Source organism: Pseudoalteromonas sp. SD03, from assembly GCF_040937955.1.
GTDB lineage: Bacteria > Pseudomonadota > Gammaproteobacteria > Enterobacterales > Alteromonadaceae > Pseudoalteromonas > Pseudoalteromonas tetraodonis.
The window spans coordinates 2777190-2792549 of the sequence record NZ_CP162514.1 but is presented as its reverse complement, the minus strand read 5'-3'; the positions used below and the strand labels follow the sequence as shown (position 1 = coordinate 2792549).

General features: G+C 40.0%; 10 protein-coding genes. 8 read left to right on the top strand and 2 right to left on the bottom strand.

Annotated elements, in window-relative coordinates; genetic code table 11:
* Positions 1-157: 157 nt before the first annotated feature.
* A complete protein-coding gene (locus ABZP26_RS13060; protein WP_013465759.1) occupies positions 158-1393 on the bottom strand; it encodes a TMEM143 family protein in 1236 nt (411 codons plus the stop codon).
* A gap of 188 nt (positions 1394-1581) precedes the next feature.
* Between ABZP26_RS13060 and ABZP26_RS13055 the strand changes: the two genes are divergently transcribed.
* The 3 genes from ABZP26_RS13055 to ABZP26_RS13045 all read left to right on the top strand — a co-directional run bounded on the left by ABZP26_RS13055 (position 1582) and on the right by ABZP26_RS13045 (position 5817).
* Positions 1582-2166, top strand: a complete 585-nt coding sequence (locus tag ABZP26_RS13055) for a YqaA family protein (protein WP_013465758.1) — start codon at positions 1582-1584, stop codon at positions 2164-2166.
* A 71-nt stretch (positions 2167-2237) separates the two neighbouring features.
* Positions 2238-3137 carry a GGDEF domain-containing protein gene (locus ABZP26_RS13050; RefSeq protein WP_024602348.1) on the top strand — a complete coding sequence of 300 codons (900 nt, stop codon included), beginning with the start codon at positions 2238-2240 and terminating at the stop codon, positions 3135-3137.
* A gap of 76 nt (positions 3138-3213) precedes the next feature.
* Positions 3214-5817, top strand: a complete 2604-nt coding sequence (locus ABZP26_RS13045) for a DUF2339 domain-containing protein (RefSeq protein WP_368485045.1) — start codon at positions 3214-3216, stop codon at positions 5815-5817.
* Positions 5818-5866: 49 nt separating this feature from the next.
* On the opposite strand, the gene ABZP26_RS13040 is transcribed toward ABZP26_RS13045, so the two are convergent.
* On the bottom strand, positions 5867-9307 hold the full coding sequence (locus tag ABZP26_RS13040; RefSeq protein ID WP_024602351.1) for a PAS-domain containing protein: 3441 nt from the start codon (positions 9305-9307) through the stop codon (positions 5867-5869).
* Between the two features lie 462 nt (positions 9308-9769).
* On the opposite strand from ABZP26_RS13040, the gene ABZP26_RS13035 reads away from it, so the two are divergent.
* The 5 genes from ABZP26_RS13035 (at position 9770) to ABZP26_RS13015 (ending at position 15224) form a co-directional block, all read left to right on the top strand.
* Entirely contained in the window at positions 9770-10033 is a 264-nt protein-coding gene (locus ABZP26_RS13035) for a DUF4212 domain-containing protein (RefSeq protein ID WP_008464847.1), read from the top strand.
* Positions 10034-10043: 10 nt separating this feature from the next.
* On the top strand, positions 10044-11768 hold the full coding sequence (locus ABZP26_RS13030) for a sodium:solute symporter family protein (protein ID WP_368485044.1): 1725 nt from the start codon (positions 10044-10046) through the stop codon (positions 11766-11768).
* A gap of 111 nt (positions 11769-11879) precedes the next feature.
* Positions 11880-13718, top strand: coding sequence for a DUF294 nucleotidyltransferase-like domain-containing protein (locus ABZP26_RS13025; RefSeq protein ID WP_368485043.1), 1839 nt, complete (start codon positions 11880-11882; stop codon positions 13716-13718).
* A 5-nt stretch (positions 13719-13723) separates the two neighbouring features.
* Positions 13724-14347 carry a 3'-5' exonuclease gene (locus ABZP26_RS13020; RefSeq protein WP_024602352.1) on the top strand — a complete coding sequence of 208 codons (624 nt, stop codon included), beginning with the start codon at positions 13724-13726 and terminating at the stop codon, positions 14345-14347.
* A 130-nt stretch (positions 14348-14477) separates the two neighbouring features.
* On the top strand, positions 14478-15224 hold the full coding sequence (locus tag ABZP26_RS13015; RefSeq protein ID WP_368485042.1) for an SIMPL domain-containing protein: 747 nt from the start codon (positions 14478-14480) through the stop codon (positions 15222-15224).
* Positions 15225-15360: the final 136 nt, after the last annotated feature.

Sequence of the window (15360 nt, the reverse complement as noted above, 5' to 3'; positions counted from 1 at the left end):
ACCACATAGGCTCCGCCTTGCCTAAATACCAAACAAACTGCTGCAAATTCAACCTTGAAAGATCAACAGACCCTAGCTAATTACCAATTAGGTAATAACGTAAAAAGCAGCTGAAGTGTCAGCTGCTTTTTCGTTGTTATTAAGTAAAGCGTGCAGTTTAATTATATTGAAACAGGTTATCCCAGCGTTCATCTAATATGGCTTTTGCGTGCTCTAGATTTATCGCGTTATATAGGGTGTTTGTGCAGGTTACTAAATGCATACGTTCAAGTTTTTCAAGCGCATCACTAATTTCAAAATCTAGCTCGCATTGATACTTAGTTTTAAACCACGTCTCTATTTGCTCATCAAGCGCGTGTGCGCTTAAGCCATTTTTAGATTTTAGTAAAAACGTATACGCAAGCAGGGCTTCTTTAATGTCTTCTTCTTCGGCAGCGTCTATCAGAGTGTGGAATACACCGGCGTTGTTATCTAGGTTTTTAAAGTAGAGATTATCGCTCAACGCTTTCATAAATTTAATTTTGCGGTTTTTAAATTTACTCCACTCTTTAAAAACAAAACTACCAAATACCCCAATACCAATCGCTAACGTAATAAAGTGCTGCTGAGTCATGGTAACGGCTTCATCTCTAAACCCTCCCCAAAATGCAAACAAAGCAAACAATAAAAGTAATGAGGCGCCCAGTTTGGTAACTAACACCACCGCACCGCCAATAAGTGCAGATGAGCCAATAATAATTTTATCAATCGGGCGCATCCGCACTTCGCTATTAGGAAATAGCATTTCTAAGTCAGCTTTTGGCACATTTTGAAATAGTTTTACTATGGTAGAACTTGGCTCAAACCCCATAGGTAGTTTATTTTTTGATTCAAAATAGGCTTTATCTTTAAAGCGAATAAATACCGCTACGCGGTCGTAGTTGGTAAAATGCAGTGGCTTTTTACGTAACCCCCAAAAGCTGGTTATGGTTTCGGTGAGTTGCGATTCGCCTCTGCGATAAAAGACCACTTCTTCAAAGTCGTCAAACTCTACCTCTAGGCGTACCTTAAAAAGCGATTCTTCGTTGAGTGCATCTTGTAGGTCTTCATTGGTAATCACTTCAAAATTAGCCGCATTTAATACGTTGGCAAAATCTTTAGCAAAATCGCGTTGGCACTGGGCTTTTTGCTCCTTCGAGACAGGAGCTAACGAGCGAGTGTCGCTATTAGGATCAAACGGTGCGTAATTGTTTTTTAGTGACTCAAGGGTTGAGTGGTAATTATAATGAATCAGGCTGGCGAGCACGTCGCAAAACTGTTTGAAAGAGGTTTGTTGTGCACTATCGGCAAGCTCTTGGCTGCACATGCCTATGATATCTTGCTTTCTAAAAGGAATAAAACGCGCAGTTTGCATAATTAATAATTGTCAGAAAAGTATAATGGCATTGAGCAATAATAAAGTACTCTGGGAAGTATTACTATTTTGCCAATGTTAAATCTATAAATAATAAGGCGTTATATTTTCAGGTTAGATTAACCTAACTGTGCGATGATGCCAGTACCCGCTAAAAATATTAATCTCAGTAGTTAAAAGGATGTTTAATGGCTATACAAAAAAAGCTCAAGCAAAAAACACGTCAGTTTATTGAGTCTAAAAATATGCTCAGCGGTATTACGTTTGCCTCATTTTTAGAATCCACCATAGTGCCCATTCCACTTGAAGCAGTACTGGTGCCATTAATGCAGGCAAGGCGTGAAAAACTGTGGCAAATTGCCCTTATGGCCACAATCGGCTGTGTTATTGGGGCGTTGTTTGGTTATGCGTTGGGTTATTATTTATTTGATGTAGTGGGCGATTGGATCATTAATACCTTTTCTAGTCCTGAACAGTTTGAAAACGTTAAGCAAAAAATGCAGGCACAAGGTTTTTGGTTTGTATTAAGCTTAGGTATTGTGCCTATTCCGTTTCAAATTGCGATGTTGGCCGCTGGTGCAACTAAGTATTCGCTGGCACTGTTTTTAGTGGCATCTGCGATTGCGCGCTCTATACGCTATTTTGGATTAGCGTTAGTGGTATATTATGCAGGCAATCAAGCTGAGCGACTTATCAGTAAACATAAAACTAAAACCATGATTGGGTTAACTATTTTAGTTGCTATTGGCTGGGTTGTTAGCACACTAATATAAATCAATCCGTTTTATAATTTGTGGTATAGTTTTTAATAGTAATTATAAAAATAATGTAAATATCGCCTATGATGAACCCGGAAAAAGTGAGTTTAAAGTTAAGCCATTTTGTTAAAATTACCAGATTAAATAAGCTGTTAATTTTGATGACGCTGGCGTTTATTATCGCTTTCTCAATTTTTTCGTTGATGTACTTTCCCCGATTAGACATAACCCAAAACCTCTATGGCTTTACCACTGACTTTATTAATTTAGTGGTGATTTTTGCTATTTTTTTTGTAGTGCAATGTTCACGGTTAGCTAAAAAAGCCTATTTATACGTCAGTATCGGTTTAATGCTATGGATTGTAGGCTCTACTGCCGATGTGCTCGATGAAGTGATACGTCAGCCTTTTTGGATAAGCAATTACGTAGAAGACTTATGTCGCACATTAGGTATGCTAATTACCGCTTATGGTTTATTTAAAACCATGCACTTTATGCAGCGAATGCACAACCGGTTAGCGCAAGAGTTTATTATGGATGATTTAACCAAAGTGTATAACCGTCGCTGCTTTTATCAGCATGTGAAGGGGGTTGTTAATAATCCTTACACTGTTTTAATTATAGATCTCGACCACTTTAAACGTATTAATGACGATTATGGCCACGATGTGGGCGATAAGGTGCTTAAACAGTTTGCTGATAAAGTGAACCGTCTTTTTAAAGATGAAAATATTTTTGCTCGTATAGGTGGTGAGGAGTTTGCCGCTTACCTGCCTAGTTATGAGCTTGATGAAGTACTTAACTTTTCGCAGACTATTTTAGAGACTGCTCGTACTATTACAGTACAAAATCAGCGTTCTTTAACGGTCAGTATCGGTATTGCACATCGTACAAGCGACCAGACCTTTGATAATGTAATGAAACGTGCTGATCAAGCATTATACCGCGCTAAAAAAGCAGGCCGTGATCGCCTTGAGGTTGCTTAACCATCGTAATTTTATGGTATAAGCTTTGTTTGTAATTTTTTTGGGTACTTGTTTTGTAAAATAAAAAAGGGACTGTATGGATGAGTTAATCGGATTAGCAATCATTATATCTATTGCGATTGTTGCAGGAGGCGTATGTGGTTTAGTTGCCTTAGTGCAATTAAACGGCTTAAAACAAGAGATTGCAGTATTAAAATTCAAGCTATCACAGTATGAGTTAAACCCAAATACAGTCCCTAGCAAATCCCCTGTAAACACACAACCAGATAACGCAAAACCTTTAAACCGCGCAGACATTCCTGCCTCTGATTATAGACCTGCGAGCATTAAACATACGCCACTACCTAAAGTAGCAATTAAAAAGCCATCGAGTATTGAACTGCTTTTTAAACAATTACGTGCAGGCTTTGAACAAAACTGGATGACTTGGATTGGTGCTATTGCTTTGGCTTTAGGTGGCGTGTTTTTAGCCAAATACAGTTTAGAGGCGGGGTTACTTTCACCTGCAATGAGGCTCAGTGCCGGTGGATTATTTGGCATTGGCTTAATCGCAGCAGCGTATTATTTACATTATAAACGTATCGTTTTTGAAGGCTTTAATAATTACATTCCTGCAGCCCTTGCCAGTGGCGGCTTTATGACTTGCTTTGCCTTAATGTTTTTGGCCTATAACAGCTTTACCATGCTAAGTGCTGAGTGGGCATTTATTGGCTTAGCAGTGATTGCTCTTTGCGCCAGTGCAATGGCGATTAAGTTAGGTCCTTTACTTGCTGTAATTGGCATTATAGGCGCATACAGTGTTCCTATTTGGGTAAATACGGGCAGTGGTCAGTTATTTTCTTTACTTATTTATGTTGCCCTTGTGAGTGTTGCCGCAGCGGTTGTGGCACATAAAGTACAGCGAGTGTGGTTGTGGTATTTACTATGGGTAGGGCATATAGGCTGGTACTTGGTTGGACTCACTCTATTTAACTACGACACAGTGTGGTTAATAGGCGCTTATGCGTTACTAAGTATTTTAGGCTTAATAGCTATTGCACGTTTAGGTTTGGGCTTTAATACCCTTGAAGTGCGCCCGCACAGCTTCAAACGATTAGTTAACTTATTTCCAGATCACGGATTATTACTGGCCTTTATGGCGCCTTTAATGATTGCCATGCTATTGAGTTTGTTTAATTTACAATGGCAAATCGTGGCGTTGTTAAGCATCGCTTTGTTACTATTTTTAGTGTTAAAAAATAGCCGTTGGGATGCATGGCAAGGGGTTTCTTTAGTGATTGCGCTGTTACTAGTGATCAGTGCTAAACAAACTTATGCCTTTGATGATGCGTTATTTATTTTTAAAAACGAATATGGGCTAGGCTTATTACTTGCTCTGGGGTTAAGTGGCTATGGACTCTATTTTGGTAATAAATACCCAAAACGATTAGCTTTTCATTTGCTTGCTTCATTAAGTGTGTTTGCATTAGTTGGCACTTTGTATGCGATGATCCCAAATACGGCTTTAGCAACCGCTTATCCACTTTGGGCGGTATTGTTATGTTTAATGAGTGCGGTGTTAATTAAATTTACGCAAAATAATACAACCTTATGGCAGCGTTTTAGTTATTGGGTGGGAGCAAACGCCAATATCACTTTAGCAATTACTATGCTACTGAGCGATAGCGGCCTTACCATTGCACTGGCTGTTCAAGTATTACTGCTGAGCTTATTAATAAAAAAATACAGTGTGGCTATGCCACACTGGCCAATAAAAGCCCTTGTGGCGGCATTACTTTTACGCCTTACCTTATCGCCGTGGACGCCTAGTTATGATTCTCTAACTATCTTTGGTTTGCATTGGAGCTTAGTTGTTTACCCGCTGTGTATTGGGTTATTTTTTGCAGCGGCTAAATGTTTTAATACTTCAAAACTAAAAATATGGTTAGAGGGGGCAGCACTGCATTGTTTAGCGTTATTTGTGACAACCGAAACCAGTTATCAACTGGTAGGGCACTACCCTCAGTTGTTTTCTTTAAGTTTTTATGAGCAAGTTTTGCTCAGCTGTAACTTGCTTGCTTTAGGCTGCGTTTATTTATATCGCGCGCAAAGTGCAGGGCAGCTGGGTAAGTTATACCGCACTGCAGGTTTGATTTTATCAGCGTTAGCTGGCTTATTATTAATCAATACAACGTTGGATGATAATCCGTTATTAATGCGTCTTTATGTTGGTGAAACGCCAATATTTAACTGGGTGCTTTTAATCTGGTTCGTCCCGAGCCTGCTGGCGTTATGGTTAGCGAGTTTAGTTAAATCGTTAAATGCTAAATTGAGTCAAATTACACTCGGTGTGTCTGGTTTATTAGCGGTATTAGCTATCAACACCTTGATCCGCCAATATTGGCAAGGCGGCTTTATTTACCTTGATAAGGCAACCAGTGACGCCGAGCTATATAGCTATTCGGTTATTTGGTTATTACTTGGCGCATTGGTGGTGATTGCCGGACATTTAAAACAGCTGCGGTTATTACAAAATGTCGGTTTGGGGATTCTTGGTGCGGTAATCGTTAAAGTATTTTTAATTGATATGGCTAATTTAACTGGGCTTTTAAAGGCATTATCGTTTATTGGCTTAGGGCTTTCGTTAGTCGGGCTTAGTTGGTTGTTCCAAAAACTAAGAAAGCGTAATTATAGCAATTAAGCATAGCTTTAAGCCCAGTATTTTACTGAGCTTAAGCGTTTATTGGGGGTTAAGTACTATGATTAAGCAGGGCCTTAAGTTTACCTGGTTTTACTGGTTTACTTAGGTAATGAATATTTTCAGCTTTGGTTGTTTGTTTTAGCTCGGTGTCACGCACCGCGGTAATTAAAATTGCCGGAATGTCGCTTTGCCAAGTCTCTCGCAGTGTTTTAATTAAAGTAATGCCATCCCAATCATTACCTAATTGATAATCCATTAAAATAACATCGGGCGCTGCATGCGCTTTAGCATACGCTAACACAGCATCAACTTTGTCGAATAAGGTGTAATTTGCCCGCCATTTTTTCAATAAGCTGGCCATCGCGGCTAAGTTTTCAGGATCGTCGTCAACGGCAATAATATTAATCGCAGCGCGGTTGTCTACGATATTTTGATTTGTTTGTTTTTGTTGCACTAATTGCGCATCACCATAAGGCACTTCTATACTAAATCGACTGCCTTTATTAGGTAAAGAAACCACATCAATCGGCAGGCTCAGTAAATCAGCCATACGTTTAACTACCCCTAGACCAAGGCCTACGCCTTTATTGTCGCCCGCTTCAATTCGGTAAAAGTCGTTAAATATTTTTGCCTGTTCAATATCGCTAATGCCCGGGCCTGTATCCCATACTTCTATTCGTAAACTGTGTTTTCGATTTCTGCAGGCAATTAGCACTCGGCCATTTTCGGTGTATTTAATCGCATTAGACAGCAAGTTTTGTAGTATTCGGCGCAAGTAGGTAATGTCACTATGCACTATTTGCTTATTTGAGCGCACTGTAAATGACAGTCCTTTATCGCTCGATAAAATGGCATATTCACTTTTGAGAGGGTCTAAAATATCGTCAATACAAAAGTGACGTGGGCTTGGGGTCATTGCGCCTTGTTCTAATTTTGCAATTTCGAGTAAGGCCGACATTAAATGCACAGTTGAATCTAAACTGTCGCCAAGCTTATTAAAATTATTTTTATTCGTGGTGTCTAGTTGTGTTTCGTCAATCGCGGCAAGGTATAAACGTGCAGCATTTAATGGCTGTAAAATATCGTGACTGGCCAATGCTAAAAAGCGAGTTTTACTATCATTGGCTTGTTCTGCCTCGCGCTTGGCCAAAGTAAGTGCTTGCTCTGTTTGTACGCGGCTATCTATTTGTGCTTGTAGATTACTATTAATCGTTTGTACTTCTTGGGTGCGCGCTTCAATACGATTTTCTAAGTCCATATTAATTTCTTCTAGCGCATTTTGAGTACTAATGTGATTAGTAATATCAGAAAAACTAGTCACAAATCCGCCATCAGGAAGTGGGTTACCGATCATTTCATACACTTGGCCGTTTCGACGATGGCGAATAAAGTGATGTGAACTACCATTTTTTAAATGCTGAACTCGCTTATCAACATGACGGTCAATTTCACCTGGGCCACATTCACCGCGCTCTGCGTTATACCGGATTATTTCCTCAATAGGTTGGCCAACTTGCAAAAAGCCCTCGGGGTAATTAAACATTTCACTGTAGCGCTTATTCCAAGCCACGAGGTTTAGGTCTTTATCAACAACGGATAGGCCATGGCTTAAGTTCTCTAACGAGGTAAACAATAAGTTTTGATTAAACTGCAGTGCTTGTGTGGTTTCATCAAAAAAGTTTACCACCTCTTCAAACGCCATGCGTTTGCCCGATGATACGGTATGAATAAGTGCTTGCGCTGATGAGGCACCTAATACCCCAGTAAGCGCACGTTCGCAGTAAGCAATAAAGTCAGCGCGAGGGTGAGCATTGTTGTCGTTTAAGTCGTGATGAAGCGCATAGTGTGATAATACTTGCTGGCTACGTTGAATGCCTAAAAAGGTTTGCAGCAGTATTTTAAAGTCGTATACCGTGGCTTTTACATTTTTATTTAAGCGACGCGATAAAATAGCCTGATCTTTAGGATTAACAAAAGCAGCCGCTTGAATTTTGTCGATTAAGCGCTCTTCAGCCCCTAGCGAAAAACTAATGTAACAGCCAATATTAGCAAACAAAGCGATAAGTGTACCGCGCGTTATTAGGGTTTGTTGTAACTCACTGTCTAGTGGGTTGGGGGCATCTAAAATAGGCAACATTAAAAACAGCACCCAACATATCACGCCGGCGAGTAGTCCAGCATAAACCCCATAGGCATGGCCTTTTCGCCAATATAAACCACCCACAATGGCAGGCAATAGTTGCGATACCAATGAAAAAGCAACCAATCCCATACTAGCCAGTGCACTGCCATTTCCAAACCATTGCTGATAGAAGTAAGCTAAAATAAGCACCCCGGCAATGGTAAATCGACGCACCAGTAAAATACGTGATTTATAGCTGCTGGTAATTAAGTTACGTTTAAATTTACGACGTAACATTAACGGCAGTACCACATCATTTGAGATCATGGTACTTAACGTTAATGTGGCTACAACAATCATGGCTGTAGCTGCTGAAAGCCCCCCAATAAACACAAACGTAGTCAAAAAAGCATTATTGTGCAGCATAGGTAAGGCAAGTACAAAGCTGTCTGGTGATAAGCTGCGGCCTATTTCTGGGTGAATCGCAGCGGTGGCAATAGGTAAAATCATTGCTGCTGTTAGCAATAAATACAGTGGGAAGGCCCAACGCGCAGTGAATAAATGGCGCTTATCTTGGTTATCGACCACGGTTACATGAAATTGGCGTGGCAAACAAATAATAGCCGCTGCTGCCATAAGTGACTGGCCGATAAAATTAAAACTAAAAAAGTCAAAGTGTGTCCAGTGCATCCAAATAGACTCGGCAACTTGACTGCTACTTTGGGTAGGTAAATTAAATAAGCTGTATATCGCAAGCCCTGCAACGGCGGCTAAGGCAAACAGTTTAACTAGAGATTCAAACGCCACAGCGAGCATTAAACCTGAACGGTATTCGGTTACATCAACTTTGCGCGTACCAAAAAATATAGCAAATAGCGCCATCATTAACGTGGCCGATAGCGCTAAAATATCCCCTGATATCTGATTGCTGTTTTGTAGGAGTAAAAAGCTAGAGCTGAGTGCTTTTAATTGCAATGCAATGTACGGAATGGTGGCCAATAAGGCGATTATTGTCACCATAATGGCGGTGGTTTGACGCTTACCATAGCGGGCTGAAATAAAGTCGGCAATAGTGGTGATATTTTGTTTCTTACTCACCAGTACCAGTTTACGTAAAAAGCCTTGACCGAAAAAAAACAATAAAGCGGGGCCTAACAATATAGGTAAAAAACTCCAGCTGCTGGTCGCTGCTGTGCCTACTGAGCCGTAGTAAGTCCATGAAGTGCAATAAATACCTAGTGCAAATGAATACACAAACGGGTGATGACTAATACGCTTGGCAAGTGGCGTGGTTTTATCGCCCCAATTAGCCAGCCAAAACAGCACGCCTATGTAGCCAAAGGCAACAATGAGTAGTACAGCCGTCATGTTTATTTAACCTTGTAGAATATTTTTATAATTTGCCATAACTATACCCAAACTATTTCAAGATGCGAGCGTCAGTTGGCGTTTGAGGTAGTTTGGGTTTTTACAATATTTGGTTGCGGGTTAAATAGGGGGGTATACATTTTATTTATATTATCTATAAATAAAATAAAGAATTGATTTTTAATGATTTATTTTAAATTGGTTATTTAGTTAGACTAATGTCTTATTCCCACGCTTTACTCAAAAATTGGCGTAAACACCTCGCAAATAAATTAATTAACTTACTGAAATTAAAGTAGTTCACTTGTTGTTTACTAATTAAGCGCCTACAGTTTACGAAAACGTTAACATGTTGTTACGACTATTGTCGCAATTCAATATTTGAGTAGCGTTGCTAAATTGATTAACGAATATAAAAAACCACCCATCGTAATCTTGCGATGTTTAAAGGGGAAAATAAAAATGGCTTTTAAAAATGAAGAACAAGCAAAAGCTTATTGGGCAGAAAACATTTCATTACTGTTTAAGTTATTAGCGGTATGGTTTGTGGTCTCTTTTGGCTTTGGCATATTACTTGTAGATGTACTAAATGAAGTACGTTTTTTTGGGTTTAAACTTGGCTTCTGGTTCGCCCAGCAAGGCGCGATTTATACCTTTGTAGCTTTGATTTTTGTGTACGTTTTCAAAATGAATACGTTAGATAAAAAATATGGCGTAGACGAATAGGAGCTAAGCAATGGATGTTCAAATACTCACTTTTATAATCGTCGGTTTAAGCTTTGCGCTTTATATCGGCATTGCAATCTGGGCTCGTGCAGGGTCAACAAATGAATTCTATGTTGCCGGTGGTGGTGTACCTCCACTAGCCAATGGTATGGCAACTGCTGCGGATTGGATGAGTGCTGCGTCATTTATTTCAATGGCGGGTATTATCTCGTTTGCTGGCTATGACGGTAGTGTTTACTTAATGGGGTGGACGGGTGGTTATGTACTACTGGCCATGTGTTTAGCGCCTTACTTACGTAAATTCGGTAAGTTTACTGTGCCAGACTTTATCGGGGATCGTTACTACTCACGTACTGCGCGTTTAGTGGCTATTTTATGTGCCATCTTTATTTGTTTTACTTACATTGCGGGTCAAATGCGTGGTGTGGGTGTGGTGTTCTCGCGTTTCTTAGAAGTTGAAATTGAAACCGGCGTTTACATCGGCATGATAATTGTTTTCTTTTATGCTGTACTTGGTGGCATGAAAGGCATTACTTACACGCAAGTTGCGCAGTACTGTGTACTGGTATTTGCTTATTTAGTACCGGCTATTTTCATCTCTATGATGGCAACCGGTCACTTTTTCCCACAAACAGGGTTTGGTGCCACGCTAAGTGATGGTTCAGGCATGTATGTATTGGATAAATTAGATGGTTTAAGTACTGAGTTGGGCTTTGGCCAATACACTGAAGGCTCGAAGAGCATGATTGATGTATTTGCAATCACAGGTGCTCTTATGGTGGGTACTGCTGGTTTACCACATGTAATTGTTCGCTTTTTCACTGTACCTCGCGTAAAGGACACACGTATTTCAGCGGCGTGGACACTGGTGTTCATTGCTATTGTTTACACAACAGCACCTGCAGTAGCTTCGTTTGCCCGTGTAAACATGATTGACACCATTAATGGTAAAGACGGTAGCGGCACAGCGTATGCAGATGCACCAGCTTGGATTAAAAACTGGGAACGTACAGGCCTAATCACCTTTAATGATAAAAATGGTGACGGCAAAATGTTTTACACATCAGGTAAAATCACTGACCCTAATAGCGCGAACGAAGTAAACGTTGACCGCGATATTATGGTACTAGCGAACCCTGAAATTGCCGACTTACCAGCATGGGTTATTGCACTCGTTGCTGCTGGTGGTATTGCCGCGGCACTATCGACTACAGCGGGCTTACTATTGGTTATTTCAACCTCAGTATCGCACGATTTGCTAAAACGGACACTCAAACCGGATATAACCGACAAGCAAGAATTACTTGCAGCGAGGTTAGCAGCGATGATTGCTATTGTAATATCCGCCTACTTTGGGATTAACCCGCCAGGATTTGTGGCCTCGGTTGTTGCCTTTGCCTTCGGCTTAGCGGCAGCGAGCTTCTTCCCTGCAATTATTATGGGTATTTTCTCTAAATCAATGAACAAATTTGGTGCGATTGCTGGCATGGTAACGGGTATTACCTTTACTGCGGCTTATATCATCTACTTTAAGTTTGTTAGCCCTGAGCTTAATAGCCCAGAAAATTGGTTCCTAGGTATTTCACCTGAAGGGATTGGTCTAATCGGTATGATGATCAACTTTGCAGTAGCAGCAGTTGTAATGAAAATGACTCAACCAACACCAATTGAAATCCAAGAAATGGTGGAAGGCATTCGTAATCCTAAAGGGTCTAGTGAAGCACATGCTCACTAATCCATATAGCTAATGATATAACGCATCAAAGCCCGACTTAAGTCGGGCTTTTTATTTGTTTAAAAAATGACTACATTTCAGGTTAAGTCGCTTTTTTATTGAGGATGATTTATGAGTAGTGAGCAACAGGAAGTCGCGCAGTTTATTAACAAGCAAGCACCATTTTCAATGTTACAAGACAGTGCCTGCAATTATTTTGTAAACCATCTCGATAGTATTTATTTGACCCGAGAAAACCAAACGCAATGGCTTAACAGTGAACAGCCTAAGTTATTTTTAATCCGCTCCGGGTTATACGATTTAGTCGATGCCAAAGGCGATACGGTAACGCGTTTAACTCAAGGTGATTACTTTGGTTACCCCTCTTTACTAACGGGAGATGCAATTCAAAACAGTTTAGAAGTACAAAAAGAGGGCATAGTGTATATGCTCGACCAAACGCATTTTGATTATTTACGCCGAGAATATAAAGCCTTTGAGCAATACTTTGTCCGTGCACATGCAAATCGATTACTTTCATCGCATTATAAGAGCAACAACGACAGCTGGTCTGAGCGTAAAATATCAGAGATCATGACTCGCAAAGCGATAACGCTGCCCCCCGATGCCAGCATCCGTCATAGTGCTAAAAAAATGCAAGAGCATGGGGTTTCTTCAATAATGATCACCGAAAACTCGCACCTTGTTGGGGTGGTTACTGACCGTGATTTACGTAATCGAGTGCTTGCTGATGAGGTGGACCCCGCGCAAGCTATCAATAGTATTATGACCAATAAGCCTAAGTTTATATTTGAAAATAATCGTGTGTTTTCAGCGCTACACTTAATGCTTAAGCATAATATTCATCATTTACCTGTGCTTGATGAAAATCATAAACCGCTAGGTATGATCACTAGTACAGACTTACTACGCCAACAAAAAAGCGACCCTGTCCAGCTCATTGGTCGTATTTACAAAGCGCATAATGTCGCTGATTTAAAGCGTTACGCTAAAGAAATTCCTGAGTTATTAAAGGGGTTTTCTAATAATATTGATGATATTTCACTGATTGGAAAACTACTCAGCGGTTTAACCGATGCGCTAACCTCGCGGCTAATATTTTTATTTCAACAACAACATGGTGTTGCACCTACGAGCTTTAGCTTTATTTGTTTTGGCTCTCAAGCGCGCGAAGAGCAAACACTGCATTCTGATCAAGATAACGGCTTGTTATTACCCGATGGTCTAAACGATGAGCAGCACGCGTACTTTAAACAAATGGGTGAATTTGTTTGTGAAAACTTAGTTGAATGCGGTATTCGTCGTTGCCCTGGTAACATTATGGCCAGCAGTGATGCGTGTCGAATGAGTGTTAGTGATTGGCGGGCGAAGTTTTTAAAGTGGATCACCAGCCCCACACCCCAGGCAATGCTCAACTGTAAAATATTTTTTGATCTGCGTTTTATTGAAGGATCAACCACGCTTTTTAGCCAGTTTTGTGAAGAGTTAACCCATATTTCTCGCAACGATCTTTTTTATGCGGCAATGGCAAGCGATGTGAATACCAACAGCGCGCCGATTGGTTTATTCAATAACTTTAAAACCGAAAAAACCGAGCAGCACCACAAATACATCGATCTTAAAAAGCGCGGGGTAGTGATCATTAACGATCTGGCAAGGCTGTATGCATTAAAAGTAGGCATCCGCCGTGCTAACACCCAAGAGCGATTAGACGCTTTATTAAAGTATTCATTGTTAAGCAAAGAAGATATTTATAATTTAAAAGATTGTTGGCGATTTTTAACTCAGCTTCGGCTGCGCACACAAATAAACGAAGAGGGGTTACCCAGCAATTGTATAAACCCAGATAAGCTCAATTCGTTAGAGCGTCATCAGCTTAAAGAAGCGTTTTACCTAGTAAAACAAGCGCAGCAAGGCGCGGCGTTTAAATTTGCGCGTGGGAGTTTGTAACAACAATGGTTAAGCAGCTTATTACTCGTTATTTAAAGCGCCGCCACTTGCTCATGCAAAGTGCTTTAAAGCAACGTTACTTAGTGATTGATTTGGAATTAACAGGGCTTGATCCTAAACAACATGAAATTGTCTCGGTTGCTTGGGTACTGATTGATAACGAATGTATCAAAAACAGTCAGTCGCAGCATTTGGTTAATAAAGAGGTGAAAAGTCTAGAGCAGAGCCCCGTTTTTCATGGCATTAGTACTGACTCTGTGGCACAAGGGCAAAGTCTACAAAGCATTATAACGTCTTTAAGCGCTCACTTTAGTGACTGTATTTTAGTATTTCATAATGCCATGCTCGATTGGGGTTTTTTAAAGTTAGCACTAAAAAATGCAGGGATCACCCAGCGCCCCAAGTTGATTATCGATACCTTACAAATAGAAAAAAAGCGTCTGCTAAAGCATAGCTCAGATATAAAATTAGACGATTTAACTCTTAATGAATGTCGTAAACGCTACGACTTACCAAGCTATCATTGTCATCACGCCCTTACCGATGCACAAGCTACTGCTGAGTTGTTATTAGCCCAATGCCATCAAATAAGCGCCGGTAAGGAGCTCAAAGTAGGCGAGTTGACGTAGGTTGGGCAGAGCGAAGCGAAACCCAACCTATAAAGAATGCATAAATACTTGGTTAATGAGGCAGTTTACTTTTGTTTTTATTTGTATAATTATGGGAACGTGTGATTTATTATGAATTCAAGGAACGAATATGAAACTTATCATCGCTATTTTTATTAACTTATTCCCTCTTATTACTTTTGCTAATTCAAGCGTGCCAGCTAATCGTCATATTTCAGTGCAGGGGTCAGCTGAGGTATTTGTTGAGCCTGATATGGCTCAAATTATATTTGAAGTAAAAAGCACTGAAGATACATTACTTGAGGCTAAACGTGAGCTTGATGGCCGGATTAGCTTGCTACTTGAACAATCAGACAAATACGGTTTTGGCCAAGACGATGTTTATATATCTGGTTTAAAAAGCAAGTTATACACTATGATTGGTACAGAATCTGGGGCTGTTTCAGGCGATAAGTATTTAGCCCTGAAAACAGTTAAAGTCACATTAAAAGATATTAAAAAAGTCGATGAATTTATTAATTTTGCTCAAAGCTTAAAAATAGACAATATCGAAAAAATTAATGGTTTATCCTCTAAAGTTAATCAGTTAGAGGCAGAGGCAACACAATTAGCAATCGATAACGCAAAAGCGAAGGGAAATAAGCTCGCTCAAGCTTTTGGCGCTGAACTTGGCAACGTTTACAGTATCAGTGCAAATTCCAGCAGCTCAGATTACGATTATGACGCGGGCGGTGTTAAGCACATTATTTTATCTAGCCACAGAAATAGTATGGTTGCTAGTAATAACGAGAATCCATTTATGCAGCAGCAATATTTAGGCGCAACAATAAGCGTTAAAGCATCAATAAAGGTGGTGTTTGATTTAAAACTAAAATAGCAAACAGTGCAAATACCCACTAGCAGGGCTAAAAGTAAAAGTGCAGTGTGTGTTGATTATGACGTTAATTTAAAGTTTCTAATGCTTGGCTCTTATAATCACAGGCAAGGTCGATTACAATACCGCCATCTAAAAG